The sequence below is a fragment of the Roseobacter sp. HKCC-CH-9208 genome (assembly GCF_037805125.1).
Taxonomy (GTDB): Bacteria; Pseudomonadota; Alphaproteobacteria; order Rhodobacterales; family Rhodobacteraceae; genus M30B80.
This window is the reverse complement of record NZ_JBBLYK010000001.1, coordinates 2,145,327-2,167,398: the sequence shown is the minus strand read 5'-3', so window position 1 is coordinate 2,167,398 and position 22,072 is coordinate 2,145,327. Positions and strand designations below refer to the sequence as shown.

General features: G+C 55.7%; 22 protein-coding genes and 1 tRNA gene. 10 read left to right on the top strand and 13 right to left on the bottom strand.

The genetic code is table 11. The annotated features are described in order from the left end of the window. Positions 1–48: 48 nt before the first annotated feature. On the top strand, positions 49–750 hold the full coding sequence (locus tag AAC621_RS10930) for an EI24 domain-containing protein (RefSeq protein WP_340255547.1): 702 nt from the start codon (positions 49–51) through the stop codon (positions 748–750). On the opposite strand, the gene AAC621_RS10925 is transcribed toward AAC621_RS10930, so the two are convergent. Next, a complete protein-coding gene (locus AAC621_RS10925; protein ID WP_340255544.1) occupies positions 744–1,031 on the bottom strand; it encodes a DUF1467 family protein in 288 nt (95 codons plus the stop codon). The genes AAC621_RS10930 and AAC621_RS10925 overlap by 7 nt on opposite strands. Next, complete coding sequence (mce, locus tag AAC621_RS10920; RefSeq protein ID WP_340255541.1) at positions 1,031–1,435, bottom strand: methylmalonyl-CoA epimerase; 405 nt, start codon at positions 1,433–1,435, stop codon at positions 1,031–1,033. Before mce ends, AAC621_RS10925 begins: the two co-directional genes overlap by 1 nt. A 144-nt stretch (positions 1,436–1,579) precedes the next feature. Between mce and AAC621_RS10915 the strand changes: the two genes are divergently transcribed. Continuing rightward, the gene (locus AAC621_RS10915) at positions 1,580–2,275 is read left to right on the top strand and encodes a response regulator (RefSeq protein ID WP_340255538.1); all 696 of its coding nucleotides are present in this window, start codon (positions 1,580–1,582) and stop codon (positions 2,273–2,275) included. On the opposite strand, the gene AAC621_RS10910 is transcribed toward AAC621_RS10915, so the two are convergent. From AAC621_RS10910 to AAC621_RS10900, 3 genes are all read right to left on the bottom strand, one after another. Further along, positions 2,270–2,968, bottom strand: a complete 699-nt coding sequence (locus AAC621_RS10910) for a GNAT family N-acetyltransferase (RefSeq protein ID WP_340255535.1) — start codon at positions 2,966–2,968, stop codon at positions 2,270–2,272. The two genes, AAC621_RS10915 and AAC621_RS10910, sit on opposite strands and share 6 nt — an antisense overlap. Before the next feature lie 78 nt (positions 2,969–3,046). Further along, complete coding sequence (gene aspS, locus AAC621_RS10905; protein WP_340256496.1) at positions 3,047–4,825, bottom strand: aspartate--tRNA ligase; 1,779 nt, start codon at positions 4,823–4,825, stop codon at positions 3,047–3,049. A 149-nt stretch (positions 4,826–4,974) separates the two neighbouring features. Next, positions 4,975–5,298 carry a 2Fe-2S iron-sulfur cluster-binding protein gene (locus tag AAC621_RS10900; protein ID WP_340255532.1) on the bottom strand — a complete coding sequence of 108 codons (324 nt, stop codon included), beginning with the start codon at positions 5,296–5,298 and terminating at the stop codon, positions 4,975–4,977. Positions 5,299–5,445: 147 nt separating this feature from the next. Here AAC621_RS10900 and AAC621_RS10895 point away from each other — a divergent pair, with 147 nt between their 5' ends. Beyond that, a complete protein-coding gene (locus tag AAC621_RS10895; protein ID WP_340255529.1) occupies positions 5,446–5,808 on the top strand; it encodes an OB-fold nucleic acid binding domain-containing protein in 363 nt (120 codons plus the stop codon). 206 nt (positions 5,809–6,014) lie between these two features. Here the strand turns inward: AAC621_RS10895 and AAC621_RS10890 are convergent, their stop codons facing one another. The 5 genes from AAC621_RS10890 to AAC621_RS10870 all read right to left on the bottom strand — a co-directional run bounded on the left by AAC621_RS10890 (position 6,015) and on the right by AAC621_RS10870 (position 10,916). Continuing rightward, complete coding sequence (locus tag AAC621_RS10890; RefSeq protein WP_340255526.1) at positions 6,015–7,577, bottom strand: trimethylamine methyltransferase family protein; 1,563 nt, start codon at positions 7,575–7,577, stop codon at positions 6,015–6,017. Between the two features lie 123 nt (positions 7,578–7,700). Further along, the gene (locus tag AAC621_RS10885) at positions 7,701–8,402 is read right to left on the bottom strand and encodes an HAD family hydrolase (RefSeq protein WP_340255523.1); all 702 of its coding nucleotides are present in this window, start codon (positions 8,400–8,402) and stop codon (positions 7,701–7,703) included. Between the two features lie 31 nt (positions 8,403–8,433). Then, entirely contained in the window at positions 8,434–8,748 is a 315-nt protein-coding gene (locus AAC621_RS10880; protein WP_340255520.1) for a DUF3572 family protein, read from the bottom strand. 198 nt (positions 8,749–8,946) lie between these two features. Next, entirely contained in the window at positions 8,947–10,146 is a 1,200-nt protein-coding gene (locus AAC621_RS10875; RefSeq protein ID WP_340255517.1) for a DegT/DnrJ/EryC1/StrS family aminotransferase, read from the bottom strand. A 41-nt stretch (positions 10,147–10,187) separates the two neighbouring features. Then, entirely contained in the window at positions 10,188–10,916 is a 729-nt protein-coding gene (locus AAC621_RS10870) for an HAD hydrolase-like protein (RefSeq protein WP_340255514.1), read from the bottom strand. A gap of 174 nt (positions 10,917–11,090) precedes the next feature. Between AAC621_RS10870 and glmU the strand changes: the two genes are divergently transcribed. The 3 genes from glmU to AAC621_RS10855 all read left to right on the top strand — a co-directional run bounded on the left by glmU (position 11,091) and on the right by AAC621_RS10855 (position 15,564). Next, positions 11,091–12,443: a bifunctional UDP-N-acetylglucosamine diphosphorylase/glucosamine-1-phosphate N-acetyltransferase GlmU gene (gene glmU, locus AAC621_RS10865; RefSeq protein WP_340255511.1), complete on the top strand. Its 1,353-nt coding sequence runs from the start codon at positions 11,091–11,093 to the stop codon at positions 12,441–12,443. Between the two features lie 5 nt (positions 12,444–12,448). Continuing rightward, on the top strand, positions 12,449–14,257 hold the full coding sequence (gene glmS, locus AAC621_RS10860; RefSeq protein WP_340255508.1) for a glutamine--fructose-6-phosphate transaminase (isomerizing): 1,809 nt from the start codon (positions 12,449–12,451) through the stop codon (positions 14,255–14,257). 68 nt (positions 14,258–14,325) lie between these two features. Then, the gene (locus tag AAC621_RS10855) at positions 14,326–15,564 is read left to right on the top strand and encodes an aspartate kinase (RefSeq protein ID WP_340255505.1); all 1,239 of its coding nucleotides are present in this window, start codon (positions 14,326–14,328) and stop codon (positions 15,562–15,564) included. A 366-nt stretch (positions 15,565–15,930) separates the two neighbouring features. Here AAC621_RS10855 and AAC621_RS10850 read toward each other — a convergent pair. Continuing rightward, positions 15,931–16,017, bottom strand: a tRNA-Leu gene (locus AAC621_RS10850). A gap of 188 nt (positions 16,018–16,205) precedes the next feature. Here AAC621_RS10850 and lipB point away from each other — a divergent pair. The 3 genes from lipB (at position 16,206) to AAC621_RS10835 (ending at position 19,360) form a co-directional block, all read left to right on the top strand. Beyond that, positions 16,206–16,913: a lipoyl(octanoyl) transferase LipB gene (gene lipB / locus AAC621_RS10845; RefSeq protein WP_340256493.1), complete on the top strand. Its 708-nt coding sequence runs from the start codon at positions 16,206–16,208 to the stop codon at positions 16,911–16,913. Between the two features lie 204 nt (positions 16,914–17,117). Then, positions 17,118–18,782: a cytochrome c oxidase subunit I gene (gene ctaD / locus AAC621_RS10840; RefSeq protein ID WP_340255502.1), complete on the top strand. Its 1,665-nt coding sequence runs from the start codon at positions 17,118–17,120 to the stop codon at positions 18,780–18,782. A gap of 32 nt (positions 18,783–18,814) precedes the next feature. Continuing rightward, a complete protein-coding gene (locus AAC621_RS10835; RefSeq protein WP_340255499.1) occupies positions 18,815–19,360 on the top strand; it encodes a DUF2244 domain-containing protein in 546 nt (181 codons plus the stop codon). Positions 19,361–19,374: 14 nt separating this feature from the next. Here AAC621_RS10835 and AAC621_RS10830 read toward each other — a convergent pair whose 3' ends face one another. Beyond that, positions 19,375–19,833 (bottom strand): GatB/YqeY domain-containing protein, encoded by a 459-nt coding sequence (locus AAC621_RS10830; protein ID WP_340255496.1) that lies wholly within the window; start codon positions 19,831–19,833, stop codon positions 19,375–19,377. Positions 19,834–20,029: 196 nt separating this feature from the next. Between AAC621_RS10830 and carA the strand changes: the two genes are divergently transcribed. Next, entirely contained in the window at positions 20,030–21,169 is a 1,140-nt protein-coding gene (gene carA / locus AAC621_RS10825; protein ID WP_340255493.1) for a glutamine-hydrolyzing carbamoyl-phosphate synthase small subunit, read from the top strand. Between the two features lie 228 nt (positions 21,170–21,397). Here the strand turns inward: carA and AAC621_RS10820 are convergent, their stop codons facing one another. Then, the gene (locus AAC621_RS10820) at positions 21,398–22,039 is read right to left on the bottom strand and encodes a GntR family transcriptional regulator (RefSeq protein ID WP_340255490.1); all 642 of its coding nucleotides are present in this window, start codon (positions 22,037–22,039) and stop codon (positions 21,398–21,400) included. Between the last annotated feature and the right edge of the window lie 33 nt (positions 22,040–22,072).

Here is a 22,072-nt window from a genome sequence, read left to right as displayed (position 1 = left end):
GCCTGCCCCACCTAAGCACAGACCTGCCCCAAAAGGAGCCATCTCAACATGGCCGCATCACTTGCTGATTTCCTAAAATCCGTTTTGCAATTCCGCGACAGGCGCTTTTTGCGCGTTTTGTTGATCGGCGTGGCGTTGACCATTGCTTTGCTGGTTGCGATCTCAGCGGCGGTTCTGATCTTTTTGGGATGGCTATTGCCTGATGCAATCACCCTACCTTGGATTGGCACAATCAGTTTCTTTGGGGCGGCACTCTCATGGGCGGCCGTGCCATTTTTGATCTTGCTGTCATCGGTGATGATGGTGCCTGTGGCATCGGCTTTTACGGGGTTGTTCTTAGACGAAATCGCAGACGCGGTTGAAGCAGAACATTATCCCCAGTTGCCGCCCGCCCGCCATGTGAAATTGGCCGAAGCCATCGGTGACAGCCTACGATTTTTGGGCGTGATCCTATTGGCCAACACATTGGCCTTGGTTCTTTATTTCACGCCCTTCGCCCCCTTTGTGTTCTGGGGGTTGAACGGGTTTCTCTTGGGGCGTGAATATTCGCAGATGGTGGCACAGCGCCGCCTCGATCGCGTATCGGCGATTGAATTTCGGCGCAAAAATCGCCTGACATTTTTTGCAGGCGGGGTCATGATGGCACTCCCCTTAAGCGTACCAATCTTGAACCTCATCGTGCCCATCTTGGGGGCCGCGACCTTTACCCATATGGCCCATCGGGTGGGCCTGACGGGGGCACGTCAATAAGTGCTGTCGCCCATGCCAAAGAGGGCAAAGAGATTAATATCTTCGATAGAGACACGACCCGATAAAATGATCCCCGAGATCACGGCCCAGATCAGCGTGGCAATGGCTGTGTTGATCAACAGGTTGCGGCGCAGATTAAAGCTTGAGGCGGGGGCAGATTGCGATGTGCCGCGCGCAGCCTCGCCCTCATCCCCTTGGGTGCGCACGAAAAACGGCAATGTCAGAAACAGCGACATGAACCATACAATGGCATAAACCACGAGGCCTGTGACAATACCCATTAGACCTGCTCCAATTCGACCAAGGTGCCTGTGAAATCTTTGGGGTGGAGGAATAACACGGGCTTGCCATGTGCCCCAATTTTCGGCTCCCCCGTGCCCAAAACGCGCGCGCCACTTTCCTGAAGCTTATCGCGCGCCGCCAAAATGTCTTCGACCTCGTAGCAAATATGGTGAATGCCGCCCGAGGGGTTTTTCTCAAGAAAGCCCGTGATGGGGGAATTTTCGCCCAAAGGATAGAGCAACTCGATCTTGGTATTGGGCAATTCGATGAAGACTACCGTCACCCCGTGATCAGGTTCGTCCTGCGGCGCGCCAACTTTTGCGCCGAGCGTATCACGATATTGCGCTGACGCGGCCTCGAGATCAGGCACAGCAATGGCCACATGGTTCAATCTACCGATCATTTTCATCTCCTTCGGTCACTCGCCCCACGATATGCCTGCGCAAAATCCTGTGGGCAAGAGGCGTGTGGTCGCGCCCTGTTTACCCTTCGGTAACCGCGACAGGCTGTAATCGGGGAAGGGAATCACCAATTCGAGGTGCCTGAAATGGATGAGTTCAAATTGCCGCCAACCCGTCAGGCGAAAATGCAGGCGCTAAATCCGCTGATGGGGCTGACCATTTTAATCGTTGAGGATAGCCGATACGCCTCGGAATCGCTGCGATTGCTGAGCCTGCGTTCGGGCGCGCGGATAAGGCGCGCCGATTGCCTGTCCTCCGCGCGGCGTCACCTGCAGGTCTATCGCCCCAGCGTGGCCATTATCGACCTCGGTCTACCAGATGGGTCTGGCTTGGATTTGATCCAAGATTTGGCCATGGCAAGCCCCCGCTTGCCCGTGATCTTGGCTTGTTCCGCCGCTGACCCCCATGACAGCGCCGCCGAGGCAAAGGCCGCAGGTGCCGATGGTTTTTTGACCAAACCCATCGAAACCCTAGCGCATTTCCAAAAAACAATCTTGCGCCATTTGCCCCGCGATTTGGCCCCTAAACCCCCCCATGCTGTGGCAGGCGACACCGTGATCCCTAACCCTATTGCCTATCGCGAGGATTTGACCCATGCGATTGATCTCTTGGATCAGCCAGACCCACACCTGCCCTATCTGCACCCCTTCTTGATGGGCATCGCGCAGGAGGCTGGCGATCGTGAATTGGCCGAAGCCGCGCGCAGTCTGATGCGTGACACCCGCGCGGCGCTGCGCCATGCGCTAACACAAAAAATCGCGGAAATCAGCCCACGACTATGAGCCAAGCGCGGGGTCGCGCGCCACCCGCACCAATCCCGTCAGGTCAGAAAGACGTTCGATCTGGCGCCCTGTCGCATCGAAATTCTGCGGTAAAAGCCATGCGATAAAGGCCTCTTTCAGCGCGGGATATTCCGCATCAATGGCGGCAAACCATGCGGTGTCACGATTTTTGCCTTTGACGATATTGTCTTGGCGAAACACCCCTTCGTAACTCAGCCCCAAACGCTGCGCCGCGCGGCGCGAGGGCAGGTTGCGCGCATCGCATTTCCACTCAAAACGCCGATACCCCGCCTCAAAGGCCCATGACATCATCATAAAAAATGCTTCGGTCGCGGCGGGGCTTTTTTGCAAGGCGGGGCCAAGGCATATATGCCCCAATTCAATCGATCCTTTCTCAGGCGCGATACGCAAATAAGAGACCACGCCCATCACCTGCCCCCGCGCCATGTCGCGGATTGCGTAAAACACAGGATCTTCGCCCGCCTCAAAGCCGCGCAAAAAGCGATGATAGGCGGCGGCAGAAATGAAAGGGCCATAGGGCAGAAACTGCCACAAATCTTCCGCGCCGTCATAGGCCCGAAACAGCTCATCCGCGTGTAAATGCGCCCTGAGCCGTTCAAGCCGCGCATAGCGCCCTTGCCGGTGTTGGAATTCGGGCCGCGCGGGCGGCACATATTTTGACAAATCCTGCATCGTAACCCCCATCAAAACGCGTAAAGGCCCCCGCCCATCAGGGCAGAGGCCGCAAAAATTGGCAAGGGTGAAACGGGATCAGTCGCGCGGCAAAACCCGCAGACCCAATTCCATCAGCTGATCTGGCATCGGCTCGGAGGGTGCATTCATCATCACATCTTCCGCGCGTTGGTTCATCGGGAAGAGGATCACCTCGCGGATATTCGCCGTTTCCGCCAAGAGCATCACGATGCGGTCAATCCCCGCCGCACAGCCGCCATGAGGCGGCGCGCCGAATTGGAACGCATTGACCATACCACCAAAACGGCGGCGGACTTCGTCCTCACCATAACCTGCAAGTTCAAACGCCTTGAACATGATCTCAAGCTTGTGGTTTCGGATCGCACCCGACACCAATTCATAGCCGTTACAGGCCAGGTCATATTGATATCCCAAGACCTCAAGCGGGTCACCCGCAAGTGCGTCAATCCCGCCTTGGGGCATCGAGAACGGGTTATGGCTGAAATCGATTTTGCCCGTTTCCTCGTCCTTTTCATACATCGGGAAATCCACGATCCATGCAAAGGCGAAGCGGTTCTCATCAATCAGCCCCAATTCGCGGCCCACTTCGGTGCGCGCGCGCCCTGCAACGGCCTCGAAATCCGCGGGCTTGCCTGCCATAAAGAACACCGCATCACCGACACTAAGACCCAATTGCGTGCGGATGGCTTCGGTCCGTTCAGGGCCAATGTTTTTGGCCAAGGGGCCTGCGGCCTCCATCGTGCCATCCTCGCCTTCGCGCCAGAACATATAGCCCATTCCAGGCAGGCCTTGACCTTGCGCCCATGAATTCATGCGGTCACAGAATTTACGGCTGCCGCCTGTGGGGGCAGGAATGGCGCGCACTTCGGTGCCGTCCTGCTCAAGGATTTTTGCGAAAATTGCAAAGCCCGAGTCTTTGAAATGCTCGCTCACAACTTCCATTTTGATCGGGTTGCGCAGGTCTGGCTTATCGGTGCCGTACCACAGCGCGGCATCTTTATAGGAAATCAGCGGCCAGTCTTGATCGACCTTCTTGCCGCCACCAAATTCCTCGAACAGGCCTTTGAGCACGGGTTGGATCGTATCAAACACATCTTGCTGTGTCACAAAGCTCATTTCCATATCGAGCTGATAGAAATCAGTCGGCGAGCGATCCGCGCGCGGGTCTTCATCGCGGAAACAAGGGGCGATTTGGAAATATTTATCAAAGCCCGACACCATCAACAGCTGCTTAAACTGCTGCGGTGCCTGTGGCAGCGCGTAAAACTTGCCAGGATGCAGACGCGAAGGCACAAGGAAATCGCGGGCGCCCTCAGGGCTAGAGGCCGTGATAATTGGGGTCTGGAATTCGCGAAAGCCTTTGTCCCACATCCGCTTGCGAATTGAGGCCACAACATCAGAACGCAAGGTCATATTTTTTTGCATCACCTCGCGGCGCAAATCGAGATAGCGATAGCGCAGGCGGGTTTCCTCAGGATATTCCTGATCGCCAAAGACCGTCAGGGGCAATTCATTCGCCGCACCCAGAACCTCGAGATCCCGAATAAAAACTTCGATTTCGCCTGTAGGAATTTTTGGGTTCACAAGGCTGGCATCACGGGCCTTCACCTCGCCATCAATGCGGATACACCATTCCGCACGCAGTTTTTCAACCTCGGCAAACACAGGGCTGTCGGGATCACAGAGCACTTGTGTCATCCCATAATGGTCGCGTAGGTCAATGAACAAAACCCCACCATGATCGCGCACCCGATGAATCCAGCCCGAGAGGCGGATCGTTTGACCGACATTTTCCTTAGTCAAGTCTGCGCAGGTATGGCTGCGGAAAGCGTGCATCACGAAATATCCCATATATTGGCCTTGTTTTTGGCCTGTCATCTCTGTGCCGCCGATACACATTGAGCGGGGCGCGAAGTCAACCCCAAGCAGCGAAAAGCCCGCGACTGCACAGCGCGGGCTTTGGTGTCATTTTGAGGCCTGTTAGGTCAAATTTGTTTTTCTGGCATCTGCACAACCAGACCATCAAGCGCATCTGTCACCTTCAACTGGCAGGTCAGGCGCGAACGCCCCTCGTCTGGTTTATAGGCGAATTCCAGCATGTCCTGTTCCATCGCGTCCATGCTTGGCAGTTTTGCTGCCCAATCAGGATGCACATAAACATGGCATGTTGAACAGGCGCAGGCGCCGCCGCAATCAGCCTCAATGCCAGGAATGCCATTGTCGCGCGCGCCTTCCATCACGGTCAGCCCGTTTGGCACATCAACGACGTGCTCGGTTCCGTTATGTTCGATATAGGTGATCTTAGCCATAAACGCGCACTTTCTTGCTGTTAACCTCGGATCCTGCCTAGGTAGCGTTCCCTGATGCCACTTTCTAGCCCCGAAATTTATGTCATGCAGGCGCACTTGCATCTCAAGACAAGTGTTCTATTTTTGTTCTCAAATAGGATATCTGCCATGGAACCCGATCTCGCCCCACGCTTTTGGCCCAAACCGCCCGATTGCCTGCCCCATCATTTGCTGCATCTGCCCCCTGAGGGGGCGCAGGTTGCGGTGGCGGGCTTGGTGGTGCTGCGCCAAAGACCAGGCACGGCCAAAGGTGTGATTTTCATCACCTTGGAAGATGAGTTTGGCGCCTGCAATGTGATCATCTGGCAGAAAATATATCAGCAATTTCGCCGTGCGGTCATCGCAGCGCGGCTAATGCGCGTGACGGGGCGGCTGCAACGGCAGGCGGGCATCACCCATATCATCGCCGAGCAGATCGAAGATATATCGCCACTACTGGACGAGATTGTTTTGCATCACACCGCCACCTAGAGCGCCTAAGCTTGCACGAAGCCATTCAAAGCGGTTTGCCTATTATTGCGGAGAAATAAGAATGACCTTGCGGCATGGTTGGGTGACATTTGGATTCTCGGGCTGTGCCATGAGCAAACCTTTCCAGATTGAGCCGACACCTCGTGTTCAAAATGCACCACATATTGCAAAAGGAACACGCAGATCAGGCCAAACGGGTACCCGCGCTAGAAATCGGTTGGCGCGCCGCCCTCCTCCTTGCGCTTGGCGACAAACGTGTCCAATTCCTCGCGAATTGCAGGATCAATCGGCGGATCTTTTGCTTCGGCCAAGATTGCCTTGTAAATCCCATGCGCGCGCTCGGCGCTCCAAACGGCCCCATCTTTTTCCCAAGCCTCAAAATTGCGCCAATCAGAATGAAACGGCTGATAAAAGGCAGTGCTATAGCGGGCTTGGGTATGTGCAGTGCCAAAATAGTGGCCACCAGCCCCAACATCTCGCATCGCATCAAAGGCAAGTTCGTCATCACTGGTCTGGGTCAAAACGGGGTCAAAATAGCGTTGGAATTGTTGCAGCAATTCGCAATCCATCACGAATTTCTCGGGGCTTGCAATCAGCCCACCTTCCAGCCAACCCGCGGCATGATAGACCATATTTGTGCCAGATTGCACCGCCGCCCAAAGGCTTTGTAGAGTTTCGGCTTGTGCCTGCCCATCGGGCACATTGGCGGCGCAAACCCCGCTGGAGCGCAGAGGCAGCCCATAAAAGCGAGCCATCTGCCCTGTCATCTGGGTGGCACGAATATATTCAGGTGTACCAAAGGCAGGCGCACCTGATTTCATATCGACATTTGAGGTGAATGTGCCAATCACCACAGGCGCGTGCGGCGCGATATATTGCAACAAGGCAATCGCCCCCAAAGCCTCGGCGATGGACAAGGACACAGCCCCCGCAAGGGTCACAGGCGCCATCGCCCCCGCCAAGGTGAAGGGTGTAACCACCACAGGCTGCCCGCGCCGCGCCATACGCATCGCCCCGTCCAACATTGGATAGTCATGTTTCAGCGGGCTGACCGAGTTGATATTGGTGTAAAACCGCGGTGTCTCCTCGAATTCCTCATGGCTTAGGCCTGCGGCGATCCGCACCATCTCCATAGCGTCTTCGACCCGCTCTTTGCCAAGGCAGTATGTGTGCACGACCTTGTCAGTCGCGATGAGCTTTTCATGCAAGCAATCCAAATGGCGGATTGAAGGATGAATATCTATCGGCTCTACGGGGTAGCCGCCTGCAAAGTGGATACAGTTAAAATATTGCGTCAATTTGATGAATTCGCGAAATGTCTCAAAATCGCCCGCCCGTTTGCCGCGTGCCATATCCCATGCATTGGGGGGGGAGGACACATTGCCAAAGAGAATATGCCCCTCGCCAATGGTCAGCTGACGCGCAGGGTTTCGCGGCGTCACTGTAAAGCTTTGAGGCGCACGCGCGACCATCTCGGTCACAAAATCATGATCAAAAAAGATCGTCTCGCCCTCTTGGCGACAGCCCGCTTGCACCAATATTTGCCGCGCCTCAGGGTGCAGCATCTCAAGCCCGAGCTCGGACAGAATCCGCAGAGCGTTGTTGTGGATGGCCAAGACACCCTCAGGCGGCAAGGGTTCGGTTGGTTGATCTATGTTTTGCGGAACACGCCACGGCATTTGCGCAATCGCATGTTGGCTGACACCTTGATGCTTGGCGCGCGCGCCCCCGGAACGGCGGCGTTTTGGATCAACTGTGGTTTCGGTCATAGGATCAGGTCTTACAAAAAGGGAGATCAAAGCCCCTTTAGACTGCCCGCGCGCGGGCGAGAAAAACCCGACAAATTCCGACCAAACCCCCCGCCATTTTGACGCGAATAGACAAACGCAGCTTCAATGCCCCAGCCAAGCGGGAAGATGGCCAATGTCTGGCAACACGGCGTCAGCATGCGGCATGAGCGCGCCATGAACGGCAAGGCCCGTGAGAACGCCCACTGTCGCCATCCCAGCGGCGCGGCCCGCCCGTAGATCATGCAGGCTATCGCCCACCATCACAGCGCGAGCAGGCGCAACACCACAGGCCTGTGCGATATGGGCGCACATGGCAGGGTCAGGTTTTGCACCATGCCCACTGTCGCACCCGATGACTTCGGCAAAATAGGGGCGGATCTCATGTGCCGCCAAATGGGCCTCGGCCTCGTCCTTTTGCCCGTTGGTCGCCACTGCCAAAAGATAGCCCGCCTTCTGCAAACCCGTAAGCAGCGGCGCCAACGGGGCCGCCTCGACCATGACAGCAGATTGTGCAAGCTGATGCAGCAGTGCTGCGATCTGCTGCGGGGTATAATCGGCTCCGAAAAGCGGGGCCAGGTGGTGAGCAGTCTCATCAAGCGTGCCCGCAATAGCTATACTATCGGGCAAAAAAACGCCCCGATCGGGATCAAAGGACAAGCGATCAGCGAGGGTGCGAAATAATGTTTCATCGCCGTCCGCTAACGCCAATAGAGCCGATTTCGCCCAATTGTTCCAAGATCTAGAAAAGTCAAAGAGTGTTCCGTCTTTGTCAAAAATTAGCAATTTAAAGTAATTTTGTTGCATATTTTTATAACCCTCAAAGACGACGATAAACTTATGTCCAATGGGTAGCAGAGCGCCCAAGCATCACCTGCCGCAAGGTAACAAATTCATCTGGCGTAAGGCCAATTGCCCCCGCAGCATCAACCACCCAAGCATCGTCTTGCGAGATAAATTCAACCACGGCGGATAAGAACCCGTGATCACCTTTGGCGATAGCGGCCCGCATATCTTCGACCGACAGGCCAGATGCGCCCAAGAACTGCCCCGTCAGCGCGTCATCGGACGAAAGCCACACGAGGGCTGCAATCGCCTTTTCCTGTGCGATTTTTTTCTTCATTCCAAGCATTCCGGGCGTATCTAGAGACATTATTAGCCATTCCTCTTGTATGACTTCAGATGTCAATTCGGCCATGCAGAGCTTAAGGCAATACCGTATGCCACATTTTAGGGGATGAGCACGAAGACTGTCAGCAACTCCACAAAGATAGAGGTTAAAAGCGCGATAATACTGTGATCTTACACGATGGTCGAAATCGCACAAGCCTTGCCAAACCCGCCTGAGACATCAGGGGGCATGCGCGATCAACTCATCGCGCAGAATCTCGGCGAGAAGATCCACATCTTCGGGCGCAAAGGTCAAAGGCAGCCTTAAGTCAATCAACCCCGCCAAAATGTGATCCGTTTTGGGCAGGGTTTGCGCAGGTGCATAGCGCCAACTGTCATAGCGCGAGGTAAAGGCAACAGGTTCTGCCGCGCCGAACCATTTCAGTTCAACACCCCGCCGCGCGGCCGCTTGGACGAATGCTGTGATTTTATCGGGCGACCAATCGGGCAAAAGGAATTGAAACGAGGATCCAACGTAATCCTCGCGCGGATCGCGCTCGGTCAAGCGCAGATGGGGCAGATTGGCAAGCCCCGCCTCCATCCGCTCGTAAAGCTCGCGCCAACGTGCCACTTGGCGCGGCAAACCGGCCAATTGCGGGCGCAGGATGGCGGCGCGCAAATTATCCATCCGCCCCGAAACATTGGGCGTCTCAAAACGCGCTTGGGCAAAAGCCTCAGGCGGGGGGGCGGCGCGGTGGCGCGCGTAAAGCATGTAACTGCCCGACAGCAGAATGGCCCGCGCCATCACATCGGCATCATCACTGGTAAGGAAACCACCTTCGCCTGAGTTGATATGTTTATAGGTTTGGGTGGAATAGCAGGCGATTTTGCCATGCCGCCCTGAGGCCAGACCATTCCATGCGGCCCCCATTGTATGGGCGCAATCCTCAATCACGGTGATGCTCGCCGCATCGCATATTGCCATGAGGCGGCCCATATCGCAGATATGCCCGCGCATATGCGACAACAGCAACACTCGCGCACCGCTAGCTTGGGCTTTGGTGTTCAAATCTTCAAGATCAATGGTTAAGTTTTCGGTCACCTCGACAAAGACAGGCACAGCGCCCACCGAGGCGATGGCACCCGGCACAGGCGCAAGCGTAAATCCGTTTGAGAGAACCAAATCCCCCTGCCCCACGCCAATTGCACGCAAGGCCGCCCCCATTGCATAGCCACCCGATGCCACGGCAAGCGCATATTTCGCCCCTGTCATCGCCGCGAATTCCTCCTCCAAAAGGGCGGCTTCGGCAATCTCATCAGGCGCGGTGTTATAGCGGTGCAACCTGCCCGTTCGCAAAACCCGATTGGCAGCCTCAATCGCCGCCTCTGGGATTGGCTCTTGTTGGGTGAAAGACCGGGTGAAAATGGGTTTGTCGCTCATAGCGCACAGGTTAGGGTTCTCGCGCGGCAGGTCAATTGAATTCACGCCGATAAGACCCGCTCAATCAGCGCAGGCAGATCGCTGTAATGATCCAAAATCGCCTCAGGGCTGAGCCGTGCAATATCGCCCCCCTCTGGTCCGAAGCCCACGAGAATAGAAGGCACCCCTGCCGCGCGCGCCGTTTCGCGGTCAGTGACTGTATCCCCGATCAAACAGGATTGCGGAAAATCGCGCACATCCGCCCCCAAATCCACGCCAAAGCGCCGCTTGGCCGCACGGCGCAGCGTTTCATGATAAGGGGCCACATCTGGCTTTCGTGTGGGCAATGTATCGGCCCCGACCAAAGCATCAAAAAGATCAGAAACACCCAATTTCGCGACCAAATCCACGGCCAGCGCCTCGGGCTTATTGGTGCAAATCGCCGTTGCATAGCCTGCGACACGCAACGCCTGCACGGCCTGAACTGCGCCCTCATAGAGCCTTGTATGCGTGTCAATCGCGGCCCCATAGGCCGCAAGCAGACGGGGATAGCCCGCCTCGATGAAGGCCTCCTCCTGTGGCAGGTCAGACCCACCCTGCGCCGCAAGCCGCGCATAGGAAAGCTTCAACATCGCCCGCCCGCCCCGAAAGGCACAAAGCGCGTCTTTTGGATGAGACAACATCGGGGGCCATCCCGCCTCTGCCACCGCTTGATTGGCCGCAGCAAGAAGATCGGCGCTGGTATCGGCCAAAGTGCCATCCAAATCGAAAACGATAATATGCGCTCCCATTCCGTCCTCTTGCCTGAGATGTGCCCCGCTTATGACCTAAAGGCGGATTTTCGCCAAGGGCCGATGGCACATCGTAACAAATCGAAAGAGGAAGTGACCACCTGCGGGCTTTGCAGATCAAGTGAAGAAGGTTAAGAGAACACCAAACAGGCATAAATCCCAAAAGGCACCCTCATGAGCACACGCCCCGTTGCCCTGATCATTCTGGCCGCAGGCCAAGGGACGCGGATGAATTCCGACCTGCCCAAGGTGCTGCATCCTTTGGGCGGCGTTCCGATGATTGAACACAGCCTTGCCAGCGGCCTCAGCCTTGAGCCTGCGCGGGTTGTGGTGATCACAGGTCATGGCGCGGATCAAGTTGAGGCGGCCTTGGCCGACCACCCTGTGATCTGCATTCGCCAAAATGAACAATTGGGCACAGGTCATGCCGTGGCGCAGGCCCGCGCCGCTTTGGCGGATTTCGCGGGCGATGCGGTGGTGTTGTTCGGCGATACGCCTTTTGTCAGCGAGGACAGCCTGACCAAATTGATCGCGGCCCGCGCTGATCATGATGTGGTCGTTTTGGGATTTGAGGCAGACACCCCTGCGCGCTATGGCCGCTTGGTGACCAAGGGCACGGCCTTGCATAAAATTGTCGAGGCCACGGATGCGACCCCAGACGAGCTTGCTATAACCTTGTGTAATTCTGGCCTCATGGCCGCAGACGCCGCGCAATTATTCGACCTTTTGGAACAGGTCGATAACGCAAATGCAGCGGGCGAGTATTACCTGACAGATGTGCCTGCTTTGGCGCATAAGGCGGGCCTGAAAGCAGGCTATGTGACGTGCACAGAAGCGGAAACCTTGGGGATCAATAGCCGTGCGGAACTGGCGCGCGCCGAAGGGATTTTTCAAGCCACCCGCCGCGCCGAGATGCTAGACTTGGGCGTCACCATGCACGCGCCTGAGACAGTCTATTTTGCCCATGACACCTATATTGGCCGCGATGCGGTGATCGAGCCATATGTGGTCTTCGGCCCCAATGTGACTGTTGAGTCGGGCGCACATATCCGCGCCTTCAGCCATCTTGAGGGCGCGCATGTCTCGCAAGGGGCGGTTGTGGGGCCTTATGCCCGCCTGCGCCCTGGTGCTGAAATCGATAATGGCGCGCGGATAGGCAATTTCGTTGAGGTAAAATCAGCGCAAATCCAAGAAGGGGCTAAGGTCAACCACCTGTCCTATATCGGGGATGCGACCATCGGCGAAGGGGCCAATATCGGCGCAGGAACCATCACCTGCAATTATGATGGCGTGTTCAAACATCACACCGAAGTGGGCGCGCGGGCCTTTATTGGGTCAAACACGATGCTTGTGGCCCCTGTTACCATTGGTGCGGATGCACTGACCGCATCAGGTTCGGTAATCACCGAAAACGTGCCAGAGGGGGCTTTGGCGGTGGCGCGTGGACGGCAAGAAAACAAAGCGGGGCTTGCCACACGCCTGCGTGCGCGGCTGCTGGCGCTGAAAGAAAAGACCAAAAAGGGGTAAGTGCTATGTGCGGGATCGTTGGCATTTTGGGCAGCCACGAGGTTGCGCCCACATTGGTTGAGGCGCTTAAACGTCTGGAATATCGCGGCTATGACAGCGCAGGCATTGCGACTGTGCAAAATGGTGCGCTTGATCGCCGCCGCGCGGTGGGTAAGCTTGTGAACCTGTCGGATGAATTGGTGCATCACCCTTTGGCAGGCAAGTCTGGTATCGGGCACACCCGTTGGGCCACGCATGGCGCGCCGACTGTAACCAATGCGCATCCGCATAAATCGGGGCAGGTTGCGGTGGTGCATAATGGCATTATCGAGAATTTCCGCGAATTACGCGCTGAATTAAAAGACCGCAATTTTGAAAGCGAAACCGATACGGAAACCGTCTCTCAGCTTTGCGCGCATTACCTTGCCCAAGGTCTAAGCCCTGCTGAGGCCGCACGAAAAACCTTGTTACGGCTTGAAGGCGCGTTTGCGCTTTGTTTCCTCTTTGAGGGCGAAGATGATCTGATGATCGCCGCGCGCAAAGGGTCGCCCTTGGCCATTGGTCATGGCGATGGTGAAACCTATGTCGGTTCGGATGCAATCGCGCTTGGCCCCCTCACCCATGAAATCACCTATCTTGAGGAGGGCGATTGCGCCATCCTGACCCGCAGCAGCATCAAGATTTTTGATGAGGCGGGCCACGCTGTCAGCCGCGCCAAAACCCGCATTGAACAAGGGGCCGCCGTAATCGACAAGGCGGGTTATAAGCATTTCATGGCGAAAGAAATCCATGAACAGCCCCAAACCATGAGCGAGGCCTTGGGGCGCTATGCCCCCAAAGGTGCGCCCGCCTTCCCCGAAGCCTTGGATTTCACCCAATTCGACCGCGTTGTGATGGTGGCCTGCGGGACAGGTTATTATTCCTGCCTGACCGCCAAATATTGGTTCGAACAGGTGGCAGGGATGCCTTGCGATGTCGATATGGCATCGGAATTCCGTTATCGTGAACCGCCCGTGGCGCCCCGCACCCTTGCGCTTTTCGTCAGTCAATCTGGCGAGACGGCTGACACATTGGCGGCCCTACGATATATGCGCGGACGCGCTGCCATGGTGGCAAGCCTTGTCAATGTTGGCACATCCTCAATCGCCCGCGAAAGCGATCTGGCCTTGGCCATTCTAGCAGGGGTCGAGGTCTCGGTGGCCTCAACCAAGGCCTATGTGAACCAATTGACCATCCTTGCGCTGATGGCGGTGCAGGCCGCGGCGCAGCGCGACGCGCTGTCCGCCCATGAAGTGCGGGATCACATCCAAAGTTTGGAAAAACTGCCTGATCAAATGCGCCAAGTTCTGACGATGGAGGGCGAGATTGCCGATCTAGCCGAAGGCTTGAGTGATGCAAAATCCGCGCTGTTTCTGGGCCGTGGCGTGATGTATGCCACAGCCCTTGAGGCAGCGTTAAAATTAAAAGAAATCAGTTATATACACGCCGAAGCTTATGCGTCAGGTGAACTAAAACATGGCCCGATCGCCCTAATTGATCGCAGCCTGCCTGTGGTGGTATTCGCGCCGCATGATGCGCTGTTTGATAAAACCATATCAAACATGCAGGAGGTTATGGCGCGCCACGGCCAAGTGACACTAATCACCGATGAGATGGGGCGCAAAGCCGCCGCTGAAGGCACCGCTGCCACATTGGGCCTGCCCGCAACCACGCCGCTGAGCGCGCCCATCCTCTATGCCCTGCCGGCGCAGCTTTTGGCCTATCACAGCGCAATCGCCAAAGGCACCGATGTGGATCAACCGCGCAATTTGGCGAAATCGGTCACGGTGGAATAGCGCTTCCACTTGCGCCCGCTTGCGTTGGCGCGTAAAGCCTCGGCGCAACTTTATAAGTGGGAAGTGCTATGCCGCTTTTGGTCATGAAATTCGGGGGCACATCAGTGGCCACCCTTGATCGCATCCGCCGCGCCGCAAAACGTGTGGGGCGCGAGGTGGCCAATGGGTATGATGTGATCGTGATTGTCTCGGCCATGTCGGGCGAAACCAACAAACTTGTGGGATATGTGGGCGAAACCTCGCCGCTCTATGACGCGCGCGAATATGATGCGGTCGTCTCCTCGGGCGAGAATGTTACAGCCGGCCTGATGGCGCTGACCTTGCAAGAAATGGATATCCCCGCGCGGTCATGGCAAGGATGGCAGGTGCCCGTCAAAACCACCTCTGCCCATGCAAGCGCGCGGATTGAAGAAATCCCAACCGATAACATCATGGCCAAATTTGGCGAAGGCATGAAGGTTGCCGTGGTTGCGGGGTTCCAAGGCATCAGCACTGAAGGGCGTATCACCACATTGGGCCGTGGCGGGTCAGACACGACTGCCGTGGCCTTTGCCGCCGCTTTCGATGCCGAGCGCTGCGATATCTACACAGATGTTGACGGGGTCTACACGACCGACCCGCGCATCACCAACAAGGCTCGCAAACTTGAGAAAATCTCGTTTGAAGAGATGCTTGAGCTTGCAAGCCTCGGTGCGAAGGTTCTGCAAACGCGCTCGGTTGAACTGGCGATGCGCTATAAGGTGCGCTTACGGGTTTTGTCGAGTTTTGAAGAAATGGATGACAGCGCGGGCACATTGGTCTGTGACGAGGAGGAAATCGTGGAAAGCAAAGCTGTGGCGGGCGTGGCCTATTCGCGCGATGAAGCAAAAATGACCCTGACCGAGGTCGAAGATCGCCCGGGCATTGCAGCCGCTATTTTCGGCCCCCTCGCCGAGGCCGCGGTCAATGTAGACATGATCGTGCAAAATATCTCGGAAGAAGGCAAAACTGATATGACCTTCTCGCTGCCGATTGATCAGGTCAAACGCGCTGAAAAGGCCCTTGAAGAGGCGAAAGCCCGCAATGAAATCGGCTTTTCCGAATTGCTGATCGACAGCGATGTTTGCAAAGTGTCAATCGTAGGGATCGGGATGCGCAGCCATGCAGGCGTGGCCGCGAAGATGTTTGCAACTTTGCGCGATGAAGGCATCAATATCAAAGTCATCACCACATCCGAAATCAAAGTTTCGGTTCTTGTGGATCGCAAATATCTGGAATTAGCTGTGCAGGCCCTGCATGACGCCTTCGATCTAGATCGCGCAGCCTGATTTCACCTTAGGCTGATTTTACGCTGTTTGCTCGGGCCCTTCTTTTGGCGGCCTTGGTTTGTTGACTTTGTACCAGCCCCGCCACAGAGGCGTTTCTTACTGCTATTACGTACGCGCAAATTCGCTGGGCACGAACGACTAGTTTTTATAGAATGAGGCTAAACAATGCAGCCGCACGATTTTTGTTTAAGCAGGCGTTGCTGAACTCGACGGAAGTAGCAAAAAAGGCCCCACACTTATACATACGGAGAAGCCGTTTAATCTTTGTATCAATTAAAATCCCGACAAAATTTAAGCATGAATTTTTAAAATTATAAATTTTATCAAATGATTGCGGCGCGATCTTTAGGTAACTTTTGAAGGGAATGGTGCGGTCGAGAAGACTCGAACTTCCACGGGAGTTACCCCACAGCGACCTCAACGCTGCGCGTCTACCAATTCCGCCACGACCGCACTGTCTGACGCTCAATATGGCGCTGTCTAGACCAAGCAGGCGCCGTGCTCAAGGGTTAAAATTGTGGATTTTGGCCAAGCTGATTTTTCTGTTTAGTATGAAACGCCTACTTGCTATTAACACAAGGGTATGACTGAAAGGGGATGACCGTGCCTCTCGCTCCCGCATACATCATTGCAAAGAAATTATTAAGTTAAAGAGCCTTAAATTGGTTGATTGGATAATATCAGATAAGCTGACCGATTATGAGGATGCACTTCGCGTTATGGAGGCTCGCATCGCAAAAATTTCTTCAGGGGATGCAGCCGAAGCGATTTGGCTGCTGGAGCATCCACCGATTTACACCGCAGGCACTTCGGCCAAGCCCGACGATTTAACTGACCCTGATCGCTTTCCTGTCTACGAGGCGCGCCGCGGGGGGCAATATACCTACCACGGCCCAGGTCAGCGGGTTATATACGTCATGCTAGATCTCAACAAACGCGGTCGTGATGTTCGCCGTTTTGTCGAAGATCTGGAAAATTGGGTGATTGACACGCTTGCAAGCTTTAACTTGCGCGGGGAAATTCGAGAGGGGCGCGTTGGAGTCTGGATTGCGCGGCCCGACAAAGCCGCCCTGCCCGATGGCAGCCCGCGTGAGGACAAGATTGCAGCCATCGGGATTCGCTTGCGCAAATGGGTGTCCTTTCACGGCATCTCGATCAATCACGATCCTGAACTGAGCCATTTTGCGGGAATCGTGCCTTGCGGGATCCGTGATCACGGCGTGACAAGCCTTGTGGATTTAGGCCTGCCCGTGAGCCTAGATGACCTTGATGTCGCTTTGCGCCAAGAATTTGAACGGCGCTTTGGGCCAACGCAGGACGCGGATCTGGCTGACCCAGCTAACCCCTAAAGATCATTGCAACCGCCCCCTTTTCCATTTTCGTAAGATTTCGGCGCGAAACTTGCTGATCTGGCATGAGGCAATTTTTCCCACCTGAAAGGCGTTATCGCAATTGATCGCACGCGCGAGGCGCACTAGAACGGGGGTCAGTGGAACGTCAAAGGGACAGGTGGCCAGACCCCTGCCCCTCATAATTATGAACAGGAGACAGACATGGCCGATGCAGCCATTTCTGGACATGATCACGAACGGCCGGGCTTCTTTACCCGCTGGTTCATGTCCACAAACCATAAAGATATCGGGATTCTCTACCTCATCACTGCAGGTTTGGTGGGTCTCGTATCGGTTGCTTTCACCGTTTACATGCGCCTCGAGTTGATGGAGCCTGGCGTTCAATACATGTGTGCCGAAGGCGCACGCGTCTTGAGCCAAGCTGCTGCGGGCGAATGTACCCCTGATGGGCATTTGTGGAACGTGTTGATCACGGGCCATGGCGTATTGATGATGTTCTTTGTCGTCATTCCTGCCCTGTTCGGTGGTTTTGGTAACTTCTTCATGCCGCTGATGATCGGCGCGCCTGATATGGCCTTCCCTCGGCTTAACAACTTGTCCTACTGGCTGTATGTTGCAGGCACATGTTTGGCCTTTTGCTCCGTATTTGTAGATGGTGGTGCCGGACCGGGTTGGACCTTTTATCCGCCCATATCATGGCAAGACGCCCCTACTAGTCGCGCTGTAGACTTCGCGATTTTCGCGGTTCATGTGTCTGGTGCAAGCTCCATCTTGGGCTCGATTAATATCATCACGACCTTCCTCAACATGCGTGCACCTGGCATGAGCCTGTTCAAAGTGCCTTTGTTTGCATGGTCGATCTTCGTGACAGCTTGGTTGCTGCTTTTGTCGCTACCCGTTTTGGCGGGTGCAATCACCATGCTTCTCACTGACCGTAATTTTGGCACAACTTTCTTTGACGTGGCAGGCGGCGGTGATCCACTGTTGTTCCAACACATCTTCTGGTTCTTCGGCCACCCCGAAGTTTACATCGTGATCCTGCCCGCATTTGGTATTGTCAGCCATGTGATCTCGACCTTCTCGCGCAAGCCCGTATTTGGCTATCTGCCGATGGTTTGGGCGTTGATCGCGATTGGCGGCTTGGGCTTTGTAGTGTGGGCACACCACATGTATACAACGGGCATGACGCTGAACCAGCAGGCCTATTTCATGGTCGCAACCATGGTAATTGCGGTGCCAACAGGCATCAAAATCTTCTCATGGATTGCAACGATGTGGCAAGGTTCGATAACCTTTGAAGCACCAATGCTGTTTGCGATTGGCTTCATCTTTCTCTTCACCGTTGGCGGTGTAACTGGGATTGTACTTAGCCAAGCCGGCGTTGACCGTGCTTATCACGACACCTACTATGTAGTAGCGCACTTCCACTACGTAATGAGCTTGGGTGCCGTATTCGGTATCTTCGCAGGCATCTATTACTGGATCGGCAAAATGTCAGGTCGCCAATACCCTGAATGGGCGGGCAAGCTGCATTTCTGGTTGTTCTTCATCGGCGCAAACCTGACCTTCTTCCCACAGCACTTTTTGGGTCGTCAGGGCATGCCACGCCGCTACATCGATTATCCTGATGCATTTGCAACGTGGAACTACGTTAGCTCGATCGGTGCGTTCATCGCATTCGCGTCCTTCCTCTTCTTCCTTGGCATTGTCGCCTACACCCTGCTTGCAGGCCGCAAACTGAGCGAACCTGCCTACTGGGGCGAGCATGCCGATACCTTGGAATGGACATTGCCAAACCCACCGCCCGAGCACACCTTCGAGGAACTGCCCACACGCGAAATGTGGGACAAACAGCCAAGCCACTAATCTGGCCGCTTTTTGAACAGTTGAGAGAAAATATGCCGTTTCATATCGAGACGCCGCAAATAGAGAAGGCCCCGGAGAAATTCGGGGCCTTTGCTCATCCTGATCGCGGCACACCTCACATGCTGATGCGGATTACGCCGCATAAATCGCTGACACCTGAAGGGTTTGTTTGGTTTGTCGGAGCGACCGCCGCGTTAATTGCCCTGCCGCTTTTCGGCATTCTAGGCACGGCGGTGTTCTGGGCGCTGCTGCCCTTTCTATTGGCGGCAATTTGGGCCATTTGGGCCGCGCTGAAACGCTCATGGCGCGATAAGGAAATCGCAGAAACCCTGACATTGTGGCCCGATCACATAAGGGTTGAACGCAAAGAGCCCCGCAAAGAAACGAAAATCTGGGAAGCAAACCCCTATTGGGTGCGGCTGACCTTGCATAAAACGGGCGGGCCTGTGCCCAATTACCTGACCTTGCGCGGCGATAAGGCAACACGCGAAATCGAGCTTGGCGCGTTTCTGACGCCCAGCGAAAGGGTCAAGCTGAAATTCGCATTGGAAGAGGCCTTGGCACAGGCAAAGGCCTAAGGGTCAGGGGCGGTTTAGGCCAACCGCTCCTTGATCAGCGCCCCTGCAGCACCGAAATCCATCTGTCCTGCATAGGCCGCTTTCAGCGCCCCCATCACACGGCCCATATCGCGAATGCTGCTCGCCCCTGTCTGGTCAATCGCGGCATCAATCGCTGCGGCGATTTCCGCCTCGGACAGTTGGCGCGGCAAGAACCCTTCGATCACTTTGATCTCTGCACGCTCTTTTTCGGCCAATTCAAGGCGCCCGCCCTCTTCATAGACATTGGCGCTGTCGATCCGTTGTTTCACCATTTTGGCAAGGATGGCGAGAATCTCACCTTCATCGACACCGTCGGTCTTGCCTGCGCCTCGCGCTGCAATGTCTTGATCCTTGATCGCCGCATTGATCAAACGCAGGGTTGATAAACGCGCCGCATCCTTTTCGCGCATCGCGTCTTTTAGGCCGTTGGTGATACGCTCTCGCAAACTCATGGTCTTATCCCCAGATTGCAACGGGCCATCTGACCCGCACCAGACCGCCCGTTTAAGGCATTTTTTGCCGCGCAACAACCTTTGAAATAGGGGGCAGAGCAGTGGTTGCATCTTGGTGTCGTAAGGTGCTTGACCCTGCACGCTTGGACACTTAGGTTGCCGCGAATTTCAACATCGCCGTAATCGGAGCAGCGCCATGACTGAACGCCCCACTGCATGTCTTGTTTTGGCTGATGGAACCGTGTTCTACGGCAAGGGTTTTGGCGCCACAGGCCAGACCGTTGCCGAGCTGTGCTTCAACACCGCGATGACGGGCTATCAAGAGATCATGACCGACCCCTCCTATGCTGGGCAGGTCGTCACCTTCACCTTCCCGCATATCGGCAACACAGGCATCACCGCCGAGGATGACGAGACCGCCGATCCAGTCGCGGCAGGGATGATCGTGAAATGGGATCCAACAGAGCCCTCCAATTGGCGGATGGAGCAGAAGCTGACCACATGGCTGTCCGCACGGGGCCGCATCGGAATGGGCGGTGTTGACACCCGCCGCCTCACCCGCGCGATCCGCCAACAAGGCGCGCCACATGTCTGCTTGTCGCATGATCCTGAGGGTAATTTCGACATTGAGGCGATGCTGACGGAGGCGCGCGCATGGCAGGGTCTGGAGGGGCTCGACCTCGCCCGTGAGGTGACTTGCGCGCAATCCTATCGTTGGGACGAGATGCGTTGGTCATGGCCTGAGGGCTATAGCAAGCGCACGGGCACTGGCCCCAAAGTGGTGGCGATTGATTACGGTGCCAAGCGCAATATCCTGCGCTGTCTCGCAAGTGCCGGATGTGATGTCACCGTGATGCCCGCCAGCACCACCGCCGAAGAAATCCTTGCGCAAAACCCCGATGGTGTATTTCTGTCGAACGGGCCAGGCGACCCTGCCGCAACGGGGGAATATGCCGTGCCGATGATCCGTGCGATTTTGGAAAAAGACCTGCCCGTTTTCGGGATTTGCCTTGGCCACCAAATGCTGGCTTTGGCGCTTGGGGCGAAAACCGTGAAAATGAACCACGGGCATCATGGCGCAAACCACCCTGTCAAAGATTTGGAAACGGGCAAAGTCGAAATCACCTCGATGAACCACGGGTTCACTGTCGACAGCCAAACCCTGCCTTATGATGTTTTGGAAACTCATGTCAGCTTGTTTGATGGGTCAAATTGCGGCATCCGCGTCAAGGATCGCCCGATCTTTTCCGTTCAGCACCACCCCGAAGCCAGCCCCGGCCCACAAGACAGCTATTACCTGTTCGAGCGCTTCGCAGCCGCCATGGCAACACGCTAAAGTTGAAGGGGGCAAAAGCCCCCTAAACCCAAGGCTGTATAACGCGGAAATCTTTGAATTTTCGTAAAAAAATTATCCGCGATTAGGATTTTGTTAACCATCGCAGCGCTTCCCTAACGGGGCTTGAAACGCGAAGATTTCAAGTCGGCCATCAGGGGTGCGGGCCCCCGTTTCATTGGGCGAAAACAAAGCATGGGGTTTTTGGTGGCACGGTGGTGACACGCAAACCTAGCTGACCGCGCTCGCCTCCTCCTTGAGGCGCACCTCAAAGGCAATGGAAAGATGTCGCCGCAATGCATCGGCCGCTGCATCCCCATCACGCGCGGCAATGGCGTTGACGATATCATCATGCTCGTCCAAGGCTTTTTCGCCCCGCCCTTTTGCGGCCAAGGATGTGGTGGCCATCAACGCCATTGAGCGATGCACAAGATCCAATTGCTGCACCAAATAACGATTATGGCTGGCAAGATGGATTTGCTTATGAAAGCGGCGGTTTGCACGGCTCAGCGCCTGCGGATCATTCAATAATTTGCGATCCGCCTGTGCCATTTCGCGCAAGACGCGCACCTCCTCGGTTGCGGCATGTTGCGCGGCCAAACGGGCGGCCAAGGCCTCTAACTCGGTGCGCACGGCATAAAGTTCGGCCATCTGTGCATGATCCAATGAGGCCACAATCAGACTGCGCCCATCGCGGGTGAGCAGGCTTTGGGTTTCCAACCGCTGCAAGGCCTCGCGCACGGGTGTGCGGCTGACACCGAACCGCTCTGCCAATTCCGATTCCACCAGACGCGATCCAGGGCGATAGACACCGCCATCTATCGCATCCAAAATCATATCATAGGCGTCTTTTTGCTGTGGCTTGCTGTGCATCGCGTGGGGTCTTTCCAATTCTTAACGCTGCCA

Bases quoted from the DNA above. Each gene is read 5' to 3' on its own strand.
- AAC621_RS10930 (WP_340255547.1), top strand. From the start codon at position 49: ATGGCCGCATCACTTGCTGATTTCCTAAAATCCGTTTTGCAATTCCGC.
- AAC621_RS10925 (WP_340255544.1), bottom strand. From the start codon at position 1,031: ATGGGTATTGTCACAGGCCTCGTGGTTTATGCCATTGTATGGTTCATG.
- mce (WP_340255541.1), bottom strand. From the start codon at position 1,435: ATGATCGGTAGATTGAACCATGTGGCCATTGCTGTGCCTGATCTCGAG.
- AAC621_RS10915 (WP_340255538.1), top strand. From the start codon at position 1,580: ATGGATGAGTTCAAATTGCCGCCAACCCGTCAGGCGAAAATGCAGGCG.
- AAC621_RS10910 (WP_340255535.1), bottom strand. From the start codon at position 2,968: ATGCAGGATTTGTCAAAATATGTGCCGCCCGCGCGGCCCGAATTCCAA.
- aspS (WP_340256496.1), bottom strand. From the start codon at position 4,825: ATGCACGCTTTCCGCAGCCATACCTGCGCAGACTTGACTAAGGAAAAT.
- AAC621_RS10900 (WP_340255532.1), bottom strand. From the start codon at position 5,298: ATGGCTAAGATCACCTATATCGAACATAACGGAACCGAGCACGTCGTT.
- AAC621_RS10895 (WP_340255529.1), top strand. From the start codon at position 5,446: ATGGAACCCGATCTCGCCCCACGCTTTTGGCCCAAACCGCCCGATTGC.
- AAC621_RS10890 (WP_340255526.1), bottom strand. From the start codon at position 7,577: ATGACCGAAACCACAGTTGATCCAAAACGCCGCCGTTCCGGGGGCGCG.
- AAC621_RS10885 (WP_340255523.1), bottom strand. From the start codon at position 8,402: ATGCAACAAAATTACTTTAAATTGCTAATTTTTGACAAAGACGGAACA.
- AAC621_RS10880 (WP_340255520.1), bottom strand. From the start codon at position 8,748: ATGTCTCTAGATACGCCCGGAATGCTTGGAATGAAGAAAAAAATCGCA.
- AAC621_RS10875 (WP_340255517.1), bottom strand. From the start codon at position 10,146: ATGAGCGACAAACCCATTTTCACCCGGTCTTTCACCCAACAAGAGCCA.
- AAC621_RS10870 (WP_340255514.1), bottom strand. From the start codon at position 10,916: ATGGGAGCGCATATTATCGTTTTCGATTTGGATGGCACTTTGGCCGAT.
- glmU (WP_340255511.1), top strand. From the start codon at position 11,091: ATGAGCACACGCCCCGTTGCCCTGATCATTCTGGCCGCAGGCCAAGGG.
- glmS (WP_340255508.1), top strand. From the start codon at position 12,449: ATGTGCGGGATCGTTGGCATTTTGGGCAGCCACGAGGTTGCGCCCACA.
- AAC621_RS10855 (WP_340255505.1), top strand. From the start codon at position 14,326: ATGCCGCTTTTGGTCATGAAATTCGGGGGCACATCAGTGGCCACCCTT.
- ctaD (WP_340255502.1), top strand. From the start codon at position 17,118: ATGGCCGATGCAGCCATTTCTGGACATGATCACGAACGGCCGGGCTTC.
- AAC621_RS10835 (WP_340255499.1), top strand. From the start codon at position 18,815: ATGCCGTTTCATATCGAGACGCCGCAAATAGAGAAGGCCCCGGAGAAA.
- AAC621_RS10830 (WP_340255496.1), bottom strand. From the start codon at position 19,833: ATGAGTTTGCGAGAGCGTATCACCAACGGCCTAAAAGACGCGATGCGC.
- carA (WP_340255493.1), top strand. From the start codon at position 20,030: ATGACTGAACGCCCCACTGCATGTCTTGTTTTGGCTGATGGAACCGTG.
- AAC621_RS10820 (WP_340255490.1), bottom strand. From the start codon at position 22,039: ATGCACAGCAAGCCACAGCAAAAAGACGCCTATGATATGATTTTGGAT.